General features: G+C 63.3%; 19 protein-coding genes and 2 pseudogenes. 15 read left to right on the forward strand and 6 right to left on the reverse strand.

Annotated elements, in window-relative coordinates:
- The 5 genes and pseudogenes from AWB68_RS15555 to AWB68_RS15575 form a co-directional block, all read left to right on the forward strand.
- A pseudogene (locus AWB68_RS15555) lies at positions 1–204 on the forward strand (3-keto-5-aminohexanoate cleavage protein); the annotation flags it as partial.
- Positions 205–628: 424 nt separating this feature from the next.
- Positions 629–1,846, forward strand: coding sequence for an alpha/beta hydrolase (locus AWB68_RS15560; RefSeq protein ID WP_235028353.1), 1,218 nt, complete (start codon positions 629–631; stop codon positions 1,844–1,846).
- A gap of 87 nt (positions 1,847–1,933) precedes the next feature.
- Positions 1,934–2,341 (forward strand): phasin family protein, encoded by a 408-nt coding sequence (locus AWB68_RS15565; protein WP_087645248.1) that lies wholly within the window; start codon positions 1,934–1,936, stop codon positions 2,339–2,341.
- Between the two features lie 3 nt (positions 2,342–2,344).
- Complete coding sequence (locus tag AWB68_RS15570) at positions 2,345–3,436, forward strand: PHA/PHB synthase family protein (RefSeq protein WP_087645249.1); 1,092 nt, start codon at positions 2,345–2,347, stop codon at positions 3,434–3,436.
- Positions 3,433–4,044: a GNAT family N-acetyltransferase gene (locus AWB68_RS15575; RefSeq protein ID WP_087645250.1), complete on the forward strand. Its 612-nt coding sequence runs from the start codon at positions 3,433–3,435 to the stop codon at positions 4,042–4,044. The genes AWB68_RS15570 and AWB68_RS15575 overlap by 4 nt, the downstream gene beginning before the upstream one ends.
- A gap of 353 nt (positions 4,045–4,397) precedes the next feature.
- On the opposite strand, the gene AWB68_RS15580 is transcribed toward AWB68_RS15575, so the two are convergent.
- Both AWB68_RS15580 and AWB68_RS15585 read right to left on the reverse strand, forming a co-directional pair.
- Positions 4,398–6,068: a fatty acid--CoA ligase gene (locus AWB68_RS15580; protein ID WP_087645251.1), complete on the reverse strand. Its 1,671-nt coding sequence runs from the start codon at positions 6,066–6,068 to the stop codon at positions 4,398–4,400.
- A gap of 189 nt (positions 6,069–6,257) precedes the next feature.
- Positions 6,258–8,960 carry a winged helix-turn-helix domain-containing protein gene (locus tag AWB68_RS15585; protein ID WP_087645252.1) on the reverse strand — a complete coding sequence of 901 codons (2,703 nt, stop codon included), beginning with the start codon at positions 8,958–8,960 and terminating at the stop codon, positions 6,258–6,260.
- 255 nt (positions 8,961–9,215) lie between these two features.
- Between AWB68_RS15585 and AWB68_RS15595 the strand changes: the two genes are divergently transcribed.
- The 8 genes from AWB68_RS15595 to AWB68_RS15625 all read left to right on the forward strand — a co-directional run bounded on the left by AWB68_RS15595 (position 9,216) and on the right by AWB68_RS15625 (position 15,636).
- A complete protein-coding gene (locus tag AWB68_RS15595) occupies positions 9,216–10,253 on the forward strand; it encodes a universal stress protein (RefSeq protein WP_087645254.1) in 1,038 nt (345 codons plus the stop codon).
- 18 nt (positions 10,254–10,271) lie between these two features.
- Positions 10,272–11,120: a TauD/TfdA dioxygenase family protein gene (locus AWB68_RS15600; protein ID WP_087645255.1), complete on the forward strand. Its 849-nt coding sequence runs from the start codon at positions 10,272–10,274 to the stop codon at positions 11,118–11,120.
- A gap of 6 nt (positions 11,121–11,126) precedes the next feature.
- Positions 11,127–11,270, forward strand: coding sequence for a hypothetical protein (locus AWB68_RS48210; protein ID WP_160110020.1), 144 nt, complete (start codon positions 11,127–11,129; stop codon positions 11,268–11,270).
- A gap of 145 nt (positions 11,271–11,415) precedes the next feature.
- The gene (locus tag AWB68_RS15605; protein WP_235028354.1) at positions 11,416–12,726 is read left to right on the forward strand and encodes an MFS transporter; all 1,311 of its coding nucleotides are present in this window, start codon (positions 11,416–11,418) and stop codon (positions 12,724–12,726) included.
- A gap of 25 nt (positions 12,727–12,751) precedes the next feature.
- A complete protein-coding gene (locus AWB68_RS15610; protein ID WP_087645256.1) occupies positions 12,752–13,345 on the forward strand; it encodes an RBBP9/YdeN family alpha/beta hydrolase in 594 nt (197 codons plus the stop codon).
- A gap of 94 nt (positions 13,346–13,439) precedes the next feature.
- A complete protein-coding gene (locus tag AWB68_RS15615; RefSeq protein WP_087645312.1) occupies positions 13,440–14,411 on the forward strand; it encodes a quinone oxidoreductase family protein in 972 nt (323 codons plus the stop codon).
- An 83-nt stretch (positions 14,412–14,494) separates the two neighbouring features.
- Positions 14,495–15,277 carry an SDR family oxidoreductase gene (locus tag AWB68_RS15620; RefSeq protein ID WP_200828706.1) on the forward strand — a complete coding sequence of 261 codons (783 nt, stop codon included), beginning with the start codon at positions 14,495–14,497 and terminating at the stop codon, positions 15,275–15,277.
- 83 nt (positions 15,278–15,360) lie between these two features.
- Positions 15,361–15,636, forward strand: coding sequence for a hypothetical protein (locus tag AWB68_RS15625; RefSeq protein ID WP_087645258.1), 276 nt, complete (start codon positions 15,361–15,363; stop codon positions 15,634–15,636).
- An 8-nt stretch (positions 15,637–15,644) separates the two neighbouring features.
- Here AWB68_RS15625 and AWB68_RS15630 read toward each other — a convergent pair.
- Positions 15,645–15,920 (reverse strand): annotated as a pseudogene (locus tag AWB68_RS15630) (DDE-type integrase/transposase/recombinase); the annotation flags it as partial.
- 383 nt (positions 15,921–16,303) lie between these two features.
- Here AWB68_RS15630 and AWB68_RS15635 point away from each other — a divergent pair.
- Positions 16,304–17,362, forward strand: coding sequence for a beta-keto acid cleavage family enzyme (locus AWB68_RS15635; protein WP_087645259.1), 1,059 nt, complete (start codon positions 16,304–16,306; stop codon positions 17,360–17,362).
- 72 nt (positions 17,363–17,434) lie between these two features.
- Here AWB68_RS15635 and AWB68_RS15640 read toward each other — a convergent pair whose 3' ends face one another.
- On the reverse strand, positions 17,435–18,493 hold the full coding sequence (locus AWB68_RS15640; protein WP_327382623.1) for an AraC family transcriptional regulator: 1,059 nt from the start codon (positions 18,491–18,493) through the stop codon (positions 17,435–17,437).
- 304 nt (positions 18,494–18,797) lie between these two features.
- On the opposite strand from AWB68_RS15640, the gene AWB68_RS15645 reads away from it, so the two are divergent.
- The gene (locus tag AWB68_RS15645) at positions 18,798–19,643 is read left to right on the forward strand and encodes a TauD/TfdA dioxygenase family protein (RefSeq protein WP_087645260.1); all 846 of its coding nucleotides are present in this window, start codon (positions 18,798–18,800) and stop codon (positions 19,641–19,643) included.
- A 124-nt stretch (positions 19,644–19,767) separates the two neighbouring features.
- Here AWB68_RS15645 and AWB68_RS15650 read toward each other — a convergent pair whose 3' ends face one another.
- A complete protein-coding gene (locus tag AWB68_RS15650; RefSeq protein WP_087645314.1) occupies positions 19,768–20,361 on the reverse strand; it encodes a DUF302 domain-containing protein in 594 nt (197 codons plus the stop codon).
- A 92-nt stretch (positions 20,362–20,453) separates the two neighbouring features.
- Complete coding sequence (locus AWB68_RS15655; protein WP_087645261.1) at positions 20,454–21,200, reverse strand: enoyl-CoA hydratase-related protein; 747 nt, start codon at positions 21,198–21,200, stop codon at positions 20,454–20,456.
- Positions 21,201–21,225 lie beyond the last annotated feature (25 nt).

A 21,225-nucleotide genomic window follows, 5' to 3' on the forward strand; every position in this document is an offset into this window, starting at 1 on the left:
AAGAAGATGAGCACGGTCGAGCAGATCGAGCAACTGGTGCGCATTTCACGCGAGTTCGGCCGCAAGGTCGCCACCGCCCAGGAAGCGCGCGAGATCAGCAAGATCGGCGTGTTCTACGACACAGTGGAAGAGACCCTGCTGGCCAACGGCTTCGCGCCGAACCGCAACGGCGCTACTCAGGGCTTCCTGCGCAAGGCGGTGTAAATCATTGAACGCAAATTGGTAGGAGAGTGGTGCGTGCAGTCGGCATGCCCGGTGCAAGCGGCTCGCACGGTGGCTGCAAAGGTGGTGATGAACCTCGAAGCGCCCGCCGAGCGAGATTGTCACGGACAGGCGCGCGCCGACGCAGAGAGCAAGGAGCGTTCGGGATGCCTCAGGCGCCAAGATGCTGACACGCGTCACTTTATGCGTGGTTTGAGTTACGCTGCATATCGGACACGCGTCTCGTGAAATAGATCGCAACAGCAAGTCGACAGCCTTTCCAGAGGCGCGCGAGGAACCTGTGAATTCGACGACGAGCAAGGATGGTCATTGCAATCCCGCGCATACGCCGGGGCGGAGCCATCGCGGCCGCCCGAAACGCCTGCGTGCCGACTCCCTCGATCCGGAAGCAGAAGCGCTTTTGAAGATGCTCAACCTCGTGAAGCGCAATCCGGTCAATCACTCCAACCTTCGCCAGCACCGGCTGGGTTGGCGTTTATCCGCGCTTGCACTTGGCCGTGCGGATGCGGTGGCTCGCGTCGAAACGCTGTTGATTCCCGGGCCGTACGAGCCAATTCGACTGAAGTTGTATCGACCCTCTGTGACGGCCGAGGCTGCGCCCGCGTTTGTGTGGTTTCACGGCGGCGGTTTCATGATGGGCGGACTCGCGACCGCCGATGCCATTTGCCGGCATATCGCTGTGGTCAGCGGCGTGATTGTCGTCGCCGTGCGCTACCGCCTGGCGCCGGAACATGACCTGTATGCCGGCCGAGCCGATTGCATGGCCGCAATGGATTGGATCGTTAGCGACGGGCTCGCGCACGGCATCGATGCCACGCGTCTGGCCGTGGGCGGCGACTCGGCCGGCGGCAATCTCGCCGCAGCCGTGGCACAGCGGCATGCCGAACAAGCCGGAACGGCGCTGCGGCTTCAGGTGCTGGTCTATCCTGCCACGAATCTGCTCGATGACTTCGCCTCCAAGGCGGAAAATACCAGCGGCTATATGCTGACATCGGAAGGTATCGATGCGATCCGGGCGCTGATCACGCGAGAACGAACGGACCTTGCGGATCCCTGGATCTCACCGGCACTGACCCGCGAACTGAGTGACTTGCCGCCGGCGCTCGTCGTCACGGCGGGCTTCGACCCGATCCGCGACGATGGCCTCGCCTATGCCGAGCGCCTCCGTGAAGCTGGCGTACCGGTCGAATTGCTGCACTACGCGGGTCAGTTCCACGGCTTTCTGAACTTCGACGGCGTGCTGCGAGCGGCGCGCGATGCGCTCGATCGCATCGGCTCGGCGCTTCGACTTAACTTCGGTTCGCCGGTCGGCGAACCTCCGACGCTAGTCGATCGGACAATCGAGTTGTCGGCGCGCTGCGGTGATGAATTCGCGCTAGCGGAACTACGCATGGGCCGCAATCTGCTGATCGCATCGCTTATGCTAGGTGAGCGGCTCGAGAGCTGGCGTTGGACGATGATCCGCCGCAAGCGGCCCGATAGCGGATGGATCACGGACCTGGCCGCGTTTCCACTGCTCAACCCGGTTACCGCCTATCGGGAGTTGCTCGGGCAGCACTTTGCGCCGATCGAGGCGAGCGAAACCTACCATGGCTGCGTTGATGGCCGGCATGCTAAATTGTGACGCCATGCGCGCCGCATATGCTGATTTCGCAACGCTTGAGCGTCCTCGATTTCGACGCATCCATCGTACCGACTGTTAGGAACCGAGATGGCATCCCCTGCATTCCCCGATCCGTTCCAGATATGGCGCGAAGCCTTGTCGAAACTTGAGAACGACGCCAACGCGCTCGCGACCGGCAGCATGAAATCGCAGGAAGTACTCCAATCATTGCACCAGTTTTCGTCGGTCTGGCTCAGCATGCAGCAGGTGTTCGACAAGACTATCGAGGACTACTTGCGGCGCGCCAACCTGCCGAGCCGCAAGGAGGTCGCCGAACTGGCGGTGTCACTGAAGCGCATCGAGGACAAGCTCGACCGGTTGTTGCCGCCGGATGCATCGGGCATGTCGGCGCCGCGCCCGGCGCGAACGCGCCGGCCGCCTGGGGCGGCGTCCCCCTCCGAACCCGTGGCCCCGGCGAAGGAAACGCGGCGCGGCGCACGTACCGACAAGGGCTGAACGATGGCCTCGCAGCCCACCAGCAAGAAGAGCGCGGACCCGGCGCTGACCGAACGCTTGCAACTCGAGGTCGAGCGCGCCGTGCAGCGCGGGCTCAAGGGGATGGAACTGCTCGGCGTCAGCCGGCCAGCGGTCGGTCGGACGCCGAAGAGTGTGCTGCACCGGCGCGGCACGCTGGAACTCGTGCACTACCACGCAACCGTCGACGAGGTCTATCGCGTGCCGATCCTGGTCGTGATGGCGCCGACGAACAAGGGGTACATCCTCGATCTCGCGCCGGGGCAGAGCTTGATCGAGTTCCTGCTCGGACGCGGCTACGACGTGTACCTGATCGACTGGAGTGCGCCAACAGACGACGAGCGCGACCTGAAGATCGAAGACTACGTGCTCGACTTCATTCCCGACTGCATCCGCCGCGTGCAACAGGACTCGGGCGAGCACGATGTGACGCTCCTCGGCTACTGCGCGGGTGGCATGCTGTCGGTGATCTATCAGTCGCTGCATGTGGACGGACCGGTAAAAAACCTGGTCTGCATGACGACGCCGATCGACTTCTCGAAGATGGAGCTGTTCCGGTCATTGTCGGATGAGCGGAGTTTCGACGTCGACCGCTTCGTCGACAGTGTCGGCATCGTGCCGGCGGATTTCGTTCTCGCAAGCTTTGACGCGTTGCGCCCGGCGAGCCGCATCGCAGGGCAGGTCAGGCTGTGGGACAACCTTTGGAACGACCAGTTCGTCAAGGGCTACCGGATGATGGAGCGTTGGGGCAACGAGACGCTGCCGCTTCCCGGCGGCTATTTCCGCCAGACGACCAAGGAGCTGCTGCAGAAGAATGCCCTATACGAAGGCACCCTGCGCATCGGCGGGCGACTCGTCGATCTTGGCAAGATCACCGTGCCATTGCTGCACATCGTCGCGCAGTACGACCATATCGTGCCACCGGCATGCGCACACCCGCTGGTGGAGCGCGTCGGATCGCTCGACAAGGAGGACGTCGTGCTGCCGGGCGGCCATGTGAGCATTGCCGCCGGCGCGAACGCGATCAAGCGGATGTGGCCGAAACTCGATTCCTGGCTGGAGGGGCGTTCGATATGACCGAGACATTACGTAGCTATCCGCGCAGTATCGAATGCGGCGGTAAGCAGATCGAGATTGCGCGGATGACAAGTGACGACCGCGACGCGGTGGTCGCGTTCGTTGCCGCCTTGCCGGCGCACGATCTGCTGTTCGTGCCGCGTGACGTCGGCCATCCGCAGGTCATTGACGCGTGGATGCGCGCGCTCGACGGCAACGACGTGACAAGCCTGATCGCGCGTGATCGCGATGCGACGGTGGTCGGCTGCACGGCGATCGTCACCGACGACCTGAGCTGGTCGAGGCATGTCGGCCAGTTGCGTGTCCTGGTATCGCCCGCGGTGCGCGGCACGGGGCTCGGGCGCGCGCTGATCCAGGAGTGTTTTGCGCAGGCCCTGGAACGCGGACTGAAGAAGTTGGTAGCGCAGATGACGACCGATCAGGGGGCCGCGATCGCGGTATTCGAGGAGCTGAGCTTTCGGGCGGAAGCGCTGCTGCATCGCCAGGTGGCCGATCGCGAAGGTGGAATGCACGACCTGGTGGTGCTCAGCCACGACGTCGACGCCGTGGCGACACGCCGCCAGCTGTATGGATTGAGCGACGCGCTGGATGACGCGAACCCACGGTAGGCTGGAATGGATCAGCGCCCGCCAATGCAATGAACGGCAAGCGAAAATACCTCGAGCATTGCAGGAAGCCGGCGGGCGAACGGCTGTCCGGAAGTCACGGGCAGCTTCCGGAAGACCGTATCCTGCGCAGAGCGGTCTTCCTTGTGCCGAGCTGCGTCTACTCGCCGATCGGCCGTTGGACCGCGAGCTTGTTGGTCGTTGACTTGACGCCGGGCACACCTTTCACGATTGCCCCGACCTTATCGATTTGTGGGGCTTGCGTCACGGTGCCGTAGACCCCGGTTGCAGTGGCAATGACCGCTCCCGGCATTCGGACCCCTCCCCGCTCATTTGCGGCTACGTCCGCCGGGGCGTCATTCAGTCAACTTGCGTATCGCTTTCTTGTCGATCTTGCCCACACTCGTCTTCGGTATTTCGGCCACGAACGCAATCCGGTTCGCTTCCGGCACCGCATACCGGCTGATGCGTTTCGCCTCGACATGCCGCAGCAGATGGTGGCGGACATCGTCGGCGCTCAGCGCACTTCCCTGGACGGGCACCACCAACGCCATCGGCCGTTCCCCCCACTTGTCGTCCTTGACTCCGACGACCGCGCATTCCTGCACGTCCGGCAGTTCCCCGATCAACCCCTCGATCTCGATCGACGAGACCCATTCGCCGCCGGTCTTGATCACGTCCTTGATGCGATCGACGATCTGCACGTAACCGTCCGGCGTCATCACCGCGACGTCCTGGGTATGCAGGTAGCCACCGCGCCACAGCGCCTCGGACGCGTCAGGCTGGTTGTGGTACCCCAGCGTAAGGAACGGCGCGCGCAGCACGATTTCTCCCGGCGTCGTGCCGTCGCGGGGCACGTCTCGCATGTCGACATCGACCACGCGCAGGTCCACCATCGGCAATGGCCGTCCCGTCATGCAACGCTTGCGTATGTTCTCGTCCTGATCGGCCGGGGCGCCGCCCGGCGGGAACTGCGAGAGCGCCACCGTGGGGCCCGTCTCGGACATCCCATAGCCTGCGAACACGTCGATGCCCTGCTCGACAGCGGCCCGGCACAGTCCGGGCGGCAAGGCCGAACCACCCGTGACGATCTTCCAGCCACGCAGGTCGTGGCCGTCGCGGCGGGCGGCATCGAGCAGCATCTTGAGGATGGTGGGTACGCAATGCGAGAACGTCACCTTTTCGGTCTTCTTGAGCTCCAGCAACACCTCGGGGACATAGCGGCCAGGCAGCACGATACGCAGCCCGAGCAGCACCGCGATATACGGCACCCCCCATGCGAGCACGTGGAACATCGGCGTGATCGGCATATAGACGTCTTCGCGATGCAGCCGCTGTCCATCGCGCGGCGAGCAAAAGCTCGTCGCGACCGTCAACGTGTGCAGCACGATTTGCCGGTGGCTGTAGCAAGCGCCTTTCGGGTCGCCCGTGGTGCCCGTGGTATAGAAAAGCGTGGCGCGCGTATTCTCGTCAAACTCGGGAAAGACAAAATCCGGCGATGCCGGCTTGACCAGCGCCTCATACTCGCCCGCGACGGGCAGGGTAGTGGGCGTCATTGAATTGCCGTCGTCGAGCACCACGATCTGGCGCACGAACTTCAGCTCCGCGCGGATCTGTTCGAGAACCGGCAGGAAATCCGTGTGCGCGAGTACCAGTTCTGCGCGCGAGTCGTTCAGCGCATACGCGATTTGCTGAGGGGAAGTGCGGACATTGACCGTGAAGAGTGTTGCACCCATCATCGGGATCGCGAAGTAACTTTCGAGGTACCGGTGACTATCCCAGTCCATGACGCCAACGGTGGCGCCGTGCCGCACGCCGAGTGTTTCCAGCGCGGATGCGAGCTGGCCGATGCGCCGACGCAGATCGGCGAACGTATAGCGCAGCTTGCCGCGGTAGGTAATCTCTTGATGGGCGCTCAAGCTCTGCGAATTGAGCAGCAACTGCTTGATGAGAAGCGGATAGACGTAGGCTGACGGGGTGGCGGCGATCAGCTCGTCGGGGCTATCGGGTGTTCGGGTCGCTGACACGGAGACTACCTCTTGAGGCTTTCGGCGCAGCGGCGTGCCGCGTCATTGTGCCAAGCATACTGAACGCGGTCGATCGATTGCCCCCCTTCGGGGAGGGGGAGGGTTACCGAGCATCAAGGTCTCGTGGGCTGCGCCGGCCGCAGAGGGCGGTCCGCTCCCGCGGTCGACACACCAGGCCTAAGAACCGCCTCAGTCACCGCCGTCCAGCAGCCCGAGTGCCGTCGCACGGTGCACAACATGCTTGCGCGTACCGGCATTGAGCTTGCGAAAGAGATTCTTCAGATGCCATTTGACGGTCTCCTCGCCAATCGCCATCGCGAGAGCAATCTCCTTGTTCGACAGATTGCGCGCCAGCAGCTCCATAATTTCCCGTTCCTTCGGCGTGAAGGCCGTGCTGGGCACCGCGCGTAGCCCCTCTCCCGCGCGCTGCGCCGGGATGCGCGCGACGCGTTGACCCCGAACGGCAGGCGTGCCGGACGCGTCGGACGGTTCCTCGTCGTTTAGCCGCGCGACCCAGTTCGCGAGCTCAGGATGCGCATCCACGACCGTCCGCATCAAGTTGAACGTCTGGGCCAGATTCGTCGCTTCGAGCAAGAGCGCGCGGCCATTTCCTTCGGTTTGCTCGATGACCAGGGCGCGCAATGCCATGATTTCGATGCGCACGCGGCCAAGCTTCATCGCTTCGGCCAGCTCGCTGGCTTCGCCGAGAGCCTCGTGCGCCTGACGCCAGCGGCGGGCGGCAATTGCGGCATTGGCATGAGACAGGGCTTGCAACAATGCGATCGAGCGGTGCCAGAGCGGCGCTTTGGAAACATCGCTGCTCGCCACGATTTCATCGATCCGGTGCACCAACGCATCACAGGTCTCGACGCGGTATCGGCCGGCGTGGATTCGGACTTGCTCCCCGATGCTTGCGACGCACAACCTCGGCAAGCGCCTTTCGCTGCCAATCGTGTACAGGGTGTCGAGCAGGTCGAGCGCGCGATGCGCAAGACCTTGCGCCGCGGCAACGCACGCGGCCGTGCGATATCCGGTGATGACCGTCTCCGGCGTGCCCGCATGTTCGAGGACATCGAGCCGGTTGGCCAGCAGCGCGGCGGCGTCGTCAATGCGATCGGCGCCGTAGACGACGGCGGCAAGGGTCGCTGCGAACATGCACGTAAGCGGATGGCGCCGGCCCAGATCCGCCTCGGCGCTCTCCAGCGCGGGCCGCAGCGTCTCCTCGGCGAGTCCCATCTTGCCTTCCGAAAAATAGCTTTGGCCGACAGAGAGATCGCCCCAGCGCACGATAAAGCCGGTGCGCTTCTCGAGGTCGCCACGGGGGATGGACTGCAGGATTCGCCTTGCCTGCGCCGGCTCGCCGTGGAACATCGCACGCGAGGCAAGGCGGTTCGCATGAGCCTGCACCAGCCAGCCCGGACTGTCCGGCGGCGATTCGACCCAAGGCTCGAAGATTTCGATAGACCGATCGATTTCATCCGAGTAGAACGCCGCAGCGCTCGTGATCAGCGCACATTCGTAGCGCAACGCGGTATCCGCCTCGGGATTCGCGAGGATGTGTGCCACCTGCTGCTGGGCCTCTCCGTGATGCACGCCCAGCGCCAACGCCCAGGCCGCGGCAAGCCGCAGGCGTGGGCGCCGTTCCAGCTCCTGCTCCGGAAGCAATTGCAGCCAGTCGAGCATCGCATCCAGATGTCCCTGCGTGACGGCATCGTGCAAGCATCGCTCCGCCAGTTCGTAAGCCATTTGATGTTGTCCCGCAGCATGCGCATGCCGCGCCGCCTCCTCGAGCATCCCGTGCTGGGCGAGCCATGTCGTTGCGCGCACGTGCAGCTCGGTCTGCTCGGTCGCCGGCAGGTGGGCGAGCCGGCCCCGCAGCGTGTCCCGCACAAGCCCGTGGAGGCGGCACCACGCACCGTTCTCCGCAGTGGTAAAGCACGGCGTCTCGCGCACGAGCCGCGCGAGGCGCTCCGCCGCGTGGGGATCGTTCGTCAACGCGGCGCACAAGTCCGGATGCACCGCGTCGGCGATGCTGACCCGCGTCAGAAAGACGCCGTCTTCCTCGGAAAGCGTCGATATCAATCCGCTCACCAAATGATCGCGAAGCGTACCCGAGCGGCCGGACATCGCGTTGATCACCTCGCGCGGATCGGTCACGCGGTCCATCGCGGCGAGTGCCAGCTGCAAGCCGAGCGGCCAGCCATCCGTGTATTCATGAACCCGTGCGCAGTTGTCGGCGTCCATGCGCGCGCCGAACCGGCTTCCGATAAGCGAAATTGTCTCGTCGAGTCGAAAGCGCAGCACCTCCGGCCCGACCGCCGCGCCTTGTCCGTAGGCCACCAGATCGGTGATGGCGAGTTCGAGCCCGCGCCGCGTCGCCGCCACGATTTGCAGGTTGGGCGGGGCGTTGTGGAACAAATAACTGAGCTGCTCTACGCCCGTCGCGGGCAGCCGGTCGATTTCGTCGACGATCAGCACGACATCGAGCGAAAGCTGCGCGATTTCGGCGAGCCACGCGGTCAGGCCGTCGAGTTCGCGCACGGGTGCCATCACCCCTTCGAGCACGAACCGGCCGAACTGCGGGCGCGCACACCCCACCCTGATCGCATGGACGAGCCCGAGCAGCAGCCGGCGCGGATCGTCGCGCTCGTCAGCCGAGAGCCACGCGACCGCGGTCCCGCGCATCAGGTATTCACGCCGCCATTGCGCCAGCAGAGACGTCTTGCCGAAGCCCGCCGGCGCCTGGACGACGGTGATCTGCCGGTCTTTCAAAGCCGGGTCGGCGGAACTCAGCCGCGGCCTCGCCAGCAAGTAAGCGGGCGCACGCGGCGGAGTCGTCTTCAGAAGAAGCTCGGGAACGTGCGTGTCGTTATCGTTGGGGGTGAAGGACATCTGGTGCGTCCGTAACCCTGGAGCAGGCTCCAGCGGGCAGTGTCGGATGGTCGAAAGTGGAATGCCGGGCGGTGCGGCGCATGCATTCCACGCAAAGGGGTGGGAGCCGAGAGGGATCGCCCCCCCTGCCGCGAGTGGGATCGGCGTTACCTTCTCGCACTACCATGTCTCCAAGGCGATTCTATATGAGGAGGTTTGCATGTTATTCGAACTGTCCGGCCAGACCGAACAATTTCGCGTGCGATAGGACTCGTCATGTATCGCCACCTCCTGGTTCCCGTGGATGACACCGATGCTTCCAGCGAGGCCGTTGGATATGCGGTGGAGTTCGCCCGGCTGCTGGGCGCGCGTATCACGTTCCTTCACGTGCTGACCGGTGAGGCGATGATTGGCCAACGACGTGCATTGACCGTCGAGCCTGACGCACTGGCTTGGGAACTGCTATCCAAAGCTGAAGCCGCGGCCCGCGCGCACGGTGTGACGTGCGACGCCGCGTGCGGCGCCGACCCGGCCCCTTGCCGGGCGATTCTCTCGGCCGCGCGCGAGCGCGACAGTGACTTGATCCTGATGGCGCCTCGCGGCACGCATGATGGAGACGGCCGACTCGGAACCCAGACCGCGAACGTCCTCGCGGGGGCTGAACAGCCCGTGCTCGTGTGCGCGGTGGAGCAACGGCCCGTGCCCAGGCGCGTCACAGGCGCGCTCTTCGACGAGCATCGCGCCTACGCCGGGGTACTGCATGCGTGGCTGCGCGTCCTTCGCAGCGCCCGACTGCAGGACGGCTGTCCGGACGTGGCGCCGCTGCGCGCATGCGCCGAATACATGCGCGCCTGCTCCGTTTTGCGGCACGGCGGGAACAGCAACAGTTGTCTGGATGAAAGACTACGCGGGCGCACCCACGTGGTCAGTGCGGAGCTCGACGAGCTTGCCCTCCGGCGCCGGCGCCACGACCGACTGACGCGCGAGTTGAGCGAATCGGTCGAGCGATATGCACACGGGCTCATGCCCGCTTTGGAACTCGAGCAGGCGGTCAGCGCTTACGCAACGTTTTCATGGGAGCACCACGGGCGCGAGGCGGGCGTGGTTTTTCCGGCGGCCCGGCGTTATCTGAGCGACGCGGACTGGAATGCGATCGACACGGTGCTTGGCAAGCGGATGGGCCCGCGCGCTCATGCGCAATACGGACGGTTGATTTCACTTATAAACGAAACGTGGGCAGACGCCGGAGGAGACGCGCGCAGGGTGTCGTCGCCAGGCGAGCTGGCGGCCCCTTGGGCCTGCCTGCGGACTTGACAGGAGACGGTAGGAAAAATGAACATAGAACCGCTGACATGCGCCATCGGCGCCGAACTGACCAACGTGAACCTTGCCGATGCCATCCACGACGACGGCCTGTTTGCGGCAATTCGGGCTGCGCTGTTGACGCACCGTGTCGTGTTCCTGCGTGACCAGGACATCACGCGCGACGAGCACGTCGCCTTTGCCCGGCGATTCGGCGAGCTGGAGGACCATCCGGTGGCGGGCAGCGACCCGGAGCATCCGGGCCTCGTGCGAATCTACAAGACACCGGATCAGCCCAACGACCGCTATGAAAACGCGTGGCATACCGATGCCACCTGGCGCACTGCGCCGCCGTTCGGCGCCGTGCTGCGCTGCGTGGAGTGCCCGCCGATCGGCGGTGACACCATGTGGGCGAACATGGCGCTCGCGTACGAGAAGCTGCCCGAGCACATCAAGACCCAGATCGCCGACCTGCGCGCGCGCCACAGCATCGAGGCAAGCTTCGGCGCCGCGATGCCGATCGAAAAGCGGCTCGCGCTCAAGGAGCGGTTTCCGGATGCCGAGCACCCGGTGGTGCGCACGCACCCGGAGACCGGCGAGAAGGTGCTGTTCGTGAATGGCTTCGCCACCCACTTCACCAACTTCCACACCCCTGCGCGCGTGCGCTTCGGTCAGGACGCCAATCCCGGCGCCGCCCACCTCCTCAGCTACCTCATGAGCCAGGCGTACATCCCGGAATATCAGGTCCGCTGGCGCTGGAGGAAAAACAGCATCGCGATCTGGGACAACCGCAGCACGCAGCACTACGCCGTGATGGACTACCCGCCGTGCCACCGGAAGATGGAACGGGCCGGGATCATCGGCGACGTGCCGTATTGATCGCTGATGCTGGCCGAGCTCGTGTCGAAGCCCGACCAGGTGACGGCGGCCAATGGCATGGCGCCGAACCGCCAGCCGGGCGGGCTCAACGTGCCGCTGCGCGCGGCCCGATCGAGAGCAGGTGAATTCGGCGTGATTCCGGCAGGCTGAATATAGCGATTATTCAATTTGCACTCTGGCTCAGGACAGGTGGCATAAAACAACTGTCCCGGCAGAAAAGCGGCCGCGCGCTAAACCAGCGCATGAGAACACCGCTAGCCAGTTCATTCAGGAGACGATTTTGCACGCACACCATATTGACGATGCCACGGATGGCGACGCCGCGGCAATACGATCGCCCGCGCGCACCTACGCGTGGGTGGTCTTCGCTTTGACACTCGGGCTGTTGATCTCCGACTACATGTCACGACAGGTTCTGAATGCTGTGTTCCCGTTGCTGAAAGCATCCTGGGATCTGTCGGACACCCGCTTGGGCTCCTTGAGCAGCGTGGTGGCAATGATGGTCGGGATACTGACCTTTCCATTGTCGGTGCTGGCCGATCGCTGGGGACGCGTCAGGAGCATCGCGCTGATGGCGACAATCTGGAGCCTGGCTACGCTCGGATGCGCGCTTTCCACCAACTACAATGAAATGCTCATCGCCCGCGCATTGGTCGGCATCGGAGAAGCGGCCTACGGAAGCGTCGGAATCGCGCTCGTGCTGAGCATCTTTCCCGCCCATCTGCGATCGTCCCTGACCGCCGCCTTCATGGCGGGCGGGTCCTTTGGTTCGGTACTGGGCATGGCGCTCGGCGGCATGGTGGCGGCACAGCTCGGCTGGCGCTGGTCGTTCGGCACCATGGCCGCATTCGGCATTCTGCTGGTGCTCGTCTATCGCCTCGTTGTGTCGGAGAAGAAACTGGCATCCGAGCGGCCCGCCGGAGGACGGGATGTTCGCGGCAAGCCCACCATGCGCGTGAGCCTTCGGACGCTGATGCAAGGGCTTTTTTCGACCCGCTCAGTGAAATGCGCCTACGTCGGCAGCGGCCTCCAACTGCTTGTCCCCGGTGCGATGTACGCCTGGCTGCCGAGCTATCTGAACCGATACTACGCGATGGCGCCCGGCAAGGCCGCCGTGGGCGCAGCGGGCTTCGTGCTGGCAACCGGCGTCGGCATGATTTTCTGCGGCATCGTGACTGACCTCGTCAGCAAGAAGGTCCCGACGCGCAAATGGCTCGTCGCGGTGCTCTATTGCCTCTTGTGTTTCGCCTCGCTGAGCATCGCGTTCCGTCTCCCGGCCGGCACATTGCAGATCGTTCTCCTTGGCGCCGGGATGTTCTTCAGCGCGGGCGCCTGTGGGCCCTCGGGCGCGATGGTCGCGAACCTCACCCCATCGAGCATGCATTCGTCCGCCTTTGCCACCCTGACGCTCGCCAATAACTTTCTCGGCCTTGCGCCGGCCGCGATCCTCACGGGATTCATTGCGGACAGGATCGGTCTGCTCGGCGCGTTGCAGATCATTCCATTCGCCACCTTCGTCTCTGCGCTGGCGTTCCTGCTTGGCAAGCGCAGCTATGCGGCGGACCTGCAGCGGCTGAATGCGCAGCGCTCGCAAGCCGCAACCTGACCGATGCCCTCATGGAGCCTTACTGATGCCCGCCGCAACTTCACCTACGATTCTGATCGTGCCCGGCCTGCGCGACCACGTCGCGGACCACTGGCAAACGCTGCTTGAAAAGGCGCTGCCGGGTGCTCGCTCGGTGCCGCCTCTCGAACACGACAAGCTGAGCTGCGCCGCCCGGGTGGCTGCACTCGATTCAGCGCTCGCCGGCATCGAAGGCCCGGCCGTGCTCGTCGCACACAGCGCCGGCGTCATGATCGTCGCGCATTGGGCACAACGTCACCGACGCGAAATCGCAGGAGCGTTGCTCGCGACGCCGCCAGACTTCGAGGCACCGTTGCCGGATGGCTATCCCACTCGCGACGCGTTGCAGCAAAACGGCTGGCTCCCAACACCGCGCGCACGGCTGCCGTTCCCGAGCATCGTCGCGGCGAGCACGAACGATCCGTTGGCAAGGCTCGATCGCGTCACGGAGCTCGCGACAGCATGGGGCAGCCGTTGGGTCAACCTGGGCGCGGTCGGCCACCTGAACCCGGCGGCCGGTTACGGCGAGTGGCCGCGTGCGCAGGAGTTCGTCACCGAGCTTGCCAGCGCGCTTCATCACGAGGCGCCGCACCGTACCTGAGACAGCCGATGACGGTCGCGGCGCGTTCGATCAATCTCGCGCCGTCGACGTGAACGGCAGCTTTTTTTTAATCTTGTTGGGGAGACTCACGGCAATGTCACAAGCAATTCGCTTTTATGAAACGGGCGGTCCCGAGGTGCTGCGGCTGGAAAACGTCGAAGTGGGCGAGCCCGGTCCCGGCCAGGCCCGCGTGCGGCACGCTTATGTGGCCGTGAACTTCATCGACATCTACTTTCGCACCGGACAATACCCGCTCGCACTGCCCAACGGCTTGGGCTCGGATGCGGTGGGTGTCGTCGAGGCCGTTGGCGACGGCGTGTCGGACATCAAGGTGGGCGACCGGGTCGGCTATCTGCTGGGGCCGCAAGGCGCGTATTCGGAGGTGCGCGTCATGCCCGCCGACGTGCTGATTCCGCTGCCCGACGGGGTGACCGACAGGACGGCATCGACGTTGATCATGAAGGGCATGACGGCGCAGTACCTGTTTCGCCAGGTCTATCCGCTCAACGGCGGTGAGACCATCCTGTACCACGCGGCCGCGGGCGGGGTGGGGCTGATCGCCTGCCAATGGGCGCGCGCCCTGGGCGTGACGATGATCGGCACGGTCAGCACCGACGAGAAGGCCGAAGTGGCGAAGGCGCATGGCTGCACGCACACCATCGTGACTTCACGCGAGAACATCGCCAAGCGGGTGGCCGAACTCACCGACGGCCAGGGCGTAGAGGTCGTGTTCGACTCCGTGGGCAAGGATACCCTGGAAGCGTCGCTGGACAGCCTGCGGGTGCGTGGAACGCTCGTGAGCAACGGCACGAGCTCGGGGCCGGTGCACATCGACACGCGTGTGCTGGCGGGCAAGGGATCGATCTGGGTGACGCGTCCCGCGATGGTGCACTACGCGACGCCACGCTCCCACATGCTCGCGATGGCGAAGGAACTATTCGATCTCGTGCTGGCCGGCAAGATCAAGAGCGAGCCCGGCCGGACCTACGCGCTCGCCGAGGCAGCCGAAGCGCATCGCGCGCTCGGGTCGCGCAAGACAGTCGGCTCGACAGTGCTCGTGCCGTGAATACGCGGCCCGTCTGTGCGAGCGCGCCGCCGCCGGCTCGCACGCGCCGATTGGTAGCCGCAACTGAAACCGGATAAGGAAACATGATGAGCCTCTCCTCACTTCAAAACCTCAGCGAGCGCGTCGCGCTCATCACCGGAGGTTCACGCGGCTTGGGTCTGCAGATGGCTGAGGTCCTCGGCGAACTGGGTGCCCGCGTCGCGATCACCGCCCGCAAGAAGAACGAACTCGACGCTGCCACCGAGCACCTGAAAGCGCTCGGCATCGAAGCGGTGCCGATCGTATGCGATATGGGCGATCTGGACGCGATTCCGCAGATGGTCGAACGGGTGGTCACCGCGCTCGGACCAATCGACATTCTGGTCAACAATGCCGGCACCTCATGGGGTGCGCCAACAATCGAGCACTCGCTCGACGGCTGGCAGAAGGTCATCACGCTCAACGTGACGGCCATCTTTGTTGCGACGCAGGAGGTGGGCCGCCGCTGCATGGTGCCGCGGCGCCGTGGCAAGGTGATCAACATCGCATCGATTCAGGGCCTGACGGGAGTCTATCCGGAGAACATGCCGACGCTGGCCTACAACGCGAGCAAGGGTGCCGTGGTCAACATGACGCGCACGCTCGCTGTTGAATGGGCGCCGTTTGGCATCACCGTCAATGCGATCGCACCCGGTTACTTTCCGACCAAAATGACTGCGCCGATCGATGCCGCGCTCGGCGACGACAAGACCGCGTCGATGGCGCCGATGAACCGCGTTGGCGGTCCCGAGGACCTGAAAGGCGTGACTGCGCTGTTTGCGTCGGACGCGAGCGCTTTCATTACCGGGCAGATACTGGCGGTTGACGGCGGGCTGACGGCCATCTGATTGTGGTTGGGGCAATCGGGCTTGAGCTTCGACGAAGGGTGCATGTGTAATTGAAGTCAGTTGCTGAAGAGCGGAGAACTGGCATGAACTCGGCAAGTTTGAATCTTGGCTTTCATGCGGCAAGGGAGAACGCAAGCAAAGCTTCGAACGCGGAGGATGCGGCGCTATGGCGCTGGTTCTGCGAGTTCTTCGAAGAGGGCAGAGTGCGCTGGTGCAGGTCGGCAGAGGGCTGGCTGGTCAGCGTGGATCACAAGCATCTCTCGACCGAGGCGACCTTCTACGACGCGATTCGAATTGCACGAGAGCGATCCACGGCGGGAAAGCGGCGCGCTCACTCGGCGTTGACGATCTCAGGATGACTCGGGCCAAGCGCGTCCGGCGCGGCCAGGTTCGAACCGCTTTGATCGAATGTCACTGTCTTGGGCTCATGGCTTTGGTCGATCGACCTCTCCAGGTAGCGCCGGCGCCGCGGGCTTGTCACGATGGGCACGCAGCTGAAAATCGACCGTGTTGCCGACCTTGTGGCACGCGCTATACAAATGCTTTCACGCGCCACATACCAGCGCACGCACGTCAGGATCACGTCGAGCGGATTGTGAAAACGCTTGAGCACCATGCCGCAGTTGGATTCAAAAGTCTTCATCAAGCGCCCGATTATTTGTCTTCTCAAGGGACGTGATACCCGACGCGTCATTGCGACCGATCCGGCGTAGACGGTCAAGTATTGGCGCCGTGTGTGAAGCATCTTTGGATACCGCACCGGAAAATTCTCTTCACGCCATAGGCCGCCCACGGGCTGTTTCGAACTATGGCGAGAGGAGATCTCATGGGCCAATGTCAATCACTTTCGCCACATCGGTGACCCGCAGGTGTTCCAGGGAGCCCGACAGCGCCGCGATTCTCGGACAACCGAAGCACGTAGCACTACGCCGAAATTGTCGTCGGCAAGCGCTTCTGGGCGCCGGGCGCACCGACCCCATCCTCCGATTTCTTTCCCTATTCCCCACCAGCCTCTGGAGACATGACATGAACTTTCTCGACGGTTCCCTCTACCCCGAAAACCAGCAACCCCTGATCATCACGGCCGCGCCCTATGCTCCAGGATGGCTGCCCTCCGATTTTCCCGAAGACATTCCGGTCACAATGGAGCAGCAGATCCAGAAGGCAGTGGATTGCTACAACGCCGGCGCCACGGTGCTGCACCTGCACGTGCGCGAACTCGACGGCAAGGGCAGCAAGCGCCTGTCGAAGTTCAACGAACTGATCGCCGGCGTGCGCGCCCGCGTGCCCGAGATGGTCATCCAGGTAGGCGGCTCGATCAGCTTCGCGCCTGAGACCGAAGGTGCGGCGGCCAAATGGCTGAGCGACGATACGCGCCACATGCTGGCCGAGCTCGATCCCAAGCCCGACCAGGTCACGGTGACGATCAACACGTCGCAGATGAACGTCACCGAACATGCGGAGCTGGCGGATTTCAAGGGCACGTCCAGGGAAATTCCCGCGATCTTCACCGCCTACAAGGAGATGACAGTACCAGCGCAGCCCGGCTGGGCCGAGGAGCACATCCGCCGCCTGAGCGAGGCCGGCATCCAGAGTGCCTTCCAGTGCTACAACATCAACAGCTTCGAGTCGGTGGAGCGGTTGATTCGGCGCGGCATCTACAAGGGCCCGCTGGTCATGAACTGGGTGGCGATCAGCGGTGGCATGGACGCACCGAATATCTACAATCTCGCCAACTTCGTGCGCGCCACGCCGGACGGCGCGGTGCTGACAGTGGAGAGCTCGGTGCGCAACGTGCTGCCGGTCAACATGATGGGCATCGCGTTGGGCCTGCACGTGCGCTGCGGCACCGAGGACTGCCTGTGGAACCAGACGCGCACGAAGAAGATGAGCACAGTCGAGCAGATCGGGCAACTGGTGCGCATCTCGCGCGAGTTCGGCCGCGAGGTGGCCACCGCCCAGCAGGCACGCGAGATCAGCAAGATCGGCGTGTTCTACGACACGGTGGAAGAGACCCTGCTGGCCAACGGTTTCGCGCCGAATCGCAATGGGGGTAATCAGGGCTTCCTGCGCAAGGCAGGCTAAAGATTGAACGCAAATTGGTATGAGAGTGGCGCGTGCCGTCAATCCAGCGAAGCAAATTGAACCGCGCGTGAATCAGTGCCCCTTGCAACTCCGCGAGCGGTCCGCTGTATCAAGACAGTCGCTCCTCCACCGGCTCGGCGGCTTGCCGAACTCCGCGCTAAACCAACGCGAGAACGCGCTGATCTCCGAAAAGCCAACGAGATCAGCGACATCCGAAACCGAAAAGTGGCGATGGCTGAGGTAGCGCAACGCAAGTGACGCGCGCACCTCGTTCACGAGTGAGGAGAAGCTGTTGCCCGTCTGTTCGAGCTGGCGCTGCAGCGTCCGCGGCGCGACGCCGAGCCGTCGGCTTACTGGCTCGATTGCGCCTTGTCCGTTCGGCACAAGGATATGGAGAGCACGCCGGACGTCATCGGCGATCGAGTCGTGCCCAGGTCGCGGTTGCAGGGCGAGCAATTCCTGTGCGTAGTACGCAAGACGGGAGTCTGCGAGCGGGTTAGGGCGGTCAAGTTCCCGCCGCGTTATCACGATGCCGTCAAAGCCGCTGTCGAAGTCGACCTTCGGTCCGAAAAATCGTCGGTATACCCGAAGACTGTCCGGCGCCGCATGGGCGAAATGGACGCCTCGCGGCTCGTACTGTGGGCCGAGCATCGCGCGCACGAGACTGAAGAGGACGCCGACCGTGAGTTCAACGATCTCGCGGCCCGGATGCGGTCGTCCGGTGACCAGCACCACGTGCAGCACGACGACGTCCTGCGATTCATCGACGCGGATAGCGACGGAATCGCTCAACAGATGCCGATATCGCTCGATCTGCGCGAGCACCTGACGCAGCGTTGGCTGATGCTGCAGGAACAGGCTGACCGCGCCGAAATCGGACAACCGCCAGGCCTCCCCGATGCGCACGCCGAGCGACGGACATGCGGACGGCTTCGCCGACGCTTCGAACACGCGGGCAAGGCTCAATTCGGGAATCCGAAGATCCGGGCTATGCAGGCAGGAAGGATCGAGTCCGACCTCGCGCAGCGCGCGGACCGGATCGATGCCTGCGGCGCACGCGATTTCAGAATACTTGGTCAGGGACGCGCTTCGAACCAGGATCGCCATGTCTTCACCGCAGAATTCGATCATTCGATCGTAGCCCAGGAACAACATGGCGTCTGTGCGGAATAACCACGATCGGGCCTGTCGCGAAGCGTCAGGTTCTGGCGCGCATGGTCAAGCGCGCAGGCGATGGAACTCCCACAATCGTTTCGCAAGCCGACGTTGTCGAGGCCGTGCGCCGGGTCCTCCGGCGGGAGGCGGTCAGTGCGGCGACTGAAGCGTTGGTTATACAAACCCGGCCTCGATGAGGCGGGCGAAATGCGAAAGCGACCTGCGGGAGCGTCCACGCAGGTTCGTGCACCGCGACTTTCACTCTCAAAGGAGAATCGCAATGCGGGTCGAACGATTGACTTGTTCCATCGGCGCCGAGGTGTCAGGCGTCAATCTCGGCGATGCAGCGGGCGACGCGTCGTTGTTCGCCGAGATCAAGGCGTTGCTGCTCGTGCACAAGGTTCTGTTCCTGCGCGACCAGGACATCACGCGCGCCGAACATGTCGCTTTCGCACGCCGGTTCGGCGAGCTGGAGGACCATCCCGTCGCGGGCAGCGATCCGGATCATCCGGGCCTCGTGCGGATCTACCACGGAAGCGATTCGAAAAAAAGTTACGAGAACAACTACCACACTGACGGCTCATGGCGTCCCTGTCCGCCGATGGGCGCAATGCTTCGCTGCATCGAATGTCCCGAAGTCGGCGGCGATACGATCTGGGTCAACATGGCCGCCGCATACGAGAACCTGCCCGACGACGTAAAGCAGAAGATCGCCGGGCTGCGTGCGAAGCACAGCATCGAGCATTCGTTCGGAGCCGGGATGACGCCCGAGGCGAGAGCGAAGCTCGCCGCTGACAACCCGATGGTCGAGCATCCGGTCGTGCGCACGCATCCCGAGACTGGTGAGAAGGTGCTTTACCTGAACAGCTTCTCGACGCATTTTGCGAACTACCACACACCCGAGAATGTCCGCTTCGGGCAAGACAAGACGCCGGGTGCGAGCCTTCTGTTCAATTACCTGATCAGCCAGGCCTACATCCCCGAGTATCAGGTCCGCTTCCGCTGGAAGCCGAACAGCGTCGCGATCTGGGACAACCGCTCCACGCAGCACTATGCGGTGCACGACTACCGGCCGGCGCCGCGCCGGATGGAGCGGACCGCGATCATCGGCGACCGACCGTTCTGAACCCAGGTCCTTCGCCCGGCGCGGCGTCGTGCTCGACGTGCGCATGCCGCCGGTCGATAGTGCTTTGCTTGTCAATTCCCGCGTCCCGCAGCTACAGTCAAGTCACCTCCGATTCGCACGTTTGCTACTCGAGCGCCGATGCGCACAACTTTGCCAGTCGGTCATCAAGTGATCGGCCTTGTGCATCGATGGCAGCGCTATGAAATTGGCTGAGTTGAGTCGAAGGCTTGTCATACTCGATCGTGGTGCCGCCCTGGGAGTTCTCATAAACCATGATCCGTAACGGCGCATAGAGACCAGCGGCCATATTGACGCTTGTCATTTCAGTGGCCGTGAGAACATTTCCCGTGAAGTACTCTGTGCCGTTCTTCTCCTGGCCTTTCAATATCAGCCAGTCTCCATGTACGCCGACGTAATGAATCACCAGCCCATCTTTGCCGGCCGCCTTCTGCAGGGCAGCGCGCAGTTCCGCAACCTTTTTTTCGTTCAAAAGGGTACGGATATTTTCGTCGAGTCGGCCAAGACGGCTTTCAATATCTTGCTTTACGAGCCGATACGGCTTGCTTGAAGAGACCGTTACGTGATCGACGATCATCTTCGTTTCGGATAGCTCCACATTCGCGCCCAGGGCGTACTGGCACAGCAAGGAAGAAAAGGTCACGAGCGCCAATGCGGCAGCTACATTGAACAGTTTGAACGAGGCACGAGGTTTGATCATGTTTGTCTCCACTGTGTCCAACATCGGCTGGACGTCTCTCTATCCGGCGGCTCTCGGACCGCTTCAGTGTGCCGAGCCGTCAATCTCCACCGTCAGCGCTTCTTCAAGAAACGTGCAAACGCTTGCTTTGCTGCCGTAGAGGTAACAGTTGCACGCATCGACTCCTGCTCCGAGGTGAACTGCCGAGCCACGAGCGATTCGAGACCTTCCTTCAACAAACGTTTGGTCCTTTGTACGGCTTCGGATGGCAAGCTCGCGAGCAGGCGCGCCCGTTCGTGCACCGTAGCGCGCAAATCATCGGGATCGACAACGGCGTTGACGAGACCAAGAGAAAGGGCTTCCTCGGCTGAAATGCGGCTCCCGCACAAGAGAAGATCCGATGCTTTCACCCTCCCGACGAACAGCGGCAGAAGCACACTCGCCGCGCCCTCAGGAGTAATCCCGAGGCTGGTAAAGGGCATCGCGAAGAACGAGCGTTGGGTTGCGAAGACAAAGTCGGCATGCAGCAGCATCGTCGTTCCAATACCAATCGCAGCGCCGTCGACCGCCGCGATGATCGGTTGCCGCGCACTCATCAGCGAGCGGAAGAAGTTCCAGACGGGCGCGTCGGCGGTATCGGGGGGAGAAGCGACGAAGTCCTGAATGTCATTGCCTGCGGTGAATATACCGGCAGCGCCGGCCAGGATGATGGCTTTGACTTCCGACGATGCGTCTGCATCTCTCAACTTCTGCGCGAGATCCGAATACATCTCGCTGGTGATGGCGTTCTTCGACTCAGGGCGATCTATGCGCAGTTCCAGCACGCCAGAGTCTATTTCTGTTCGAATGAATCGGGACATAAACGCCTCAACGGGGAATGGATAT

The sequence above is a fragment of the Caballeronia choica genome, assembly GCF_001544535.1.
In the GTDB taxonomy this organism is placed as follows: Bacteria; Pseudomonadota; Gammaproteobacteria; order Burkholderiales; family Burkholderiaceae; genus Caballeronia; species Caballeronia choica.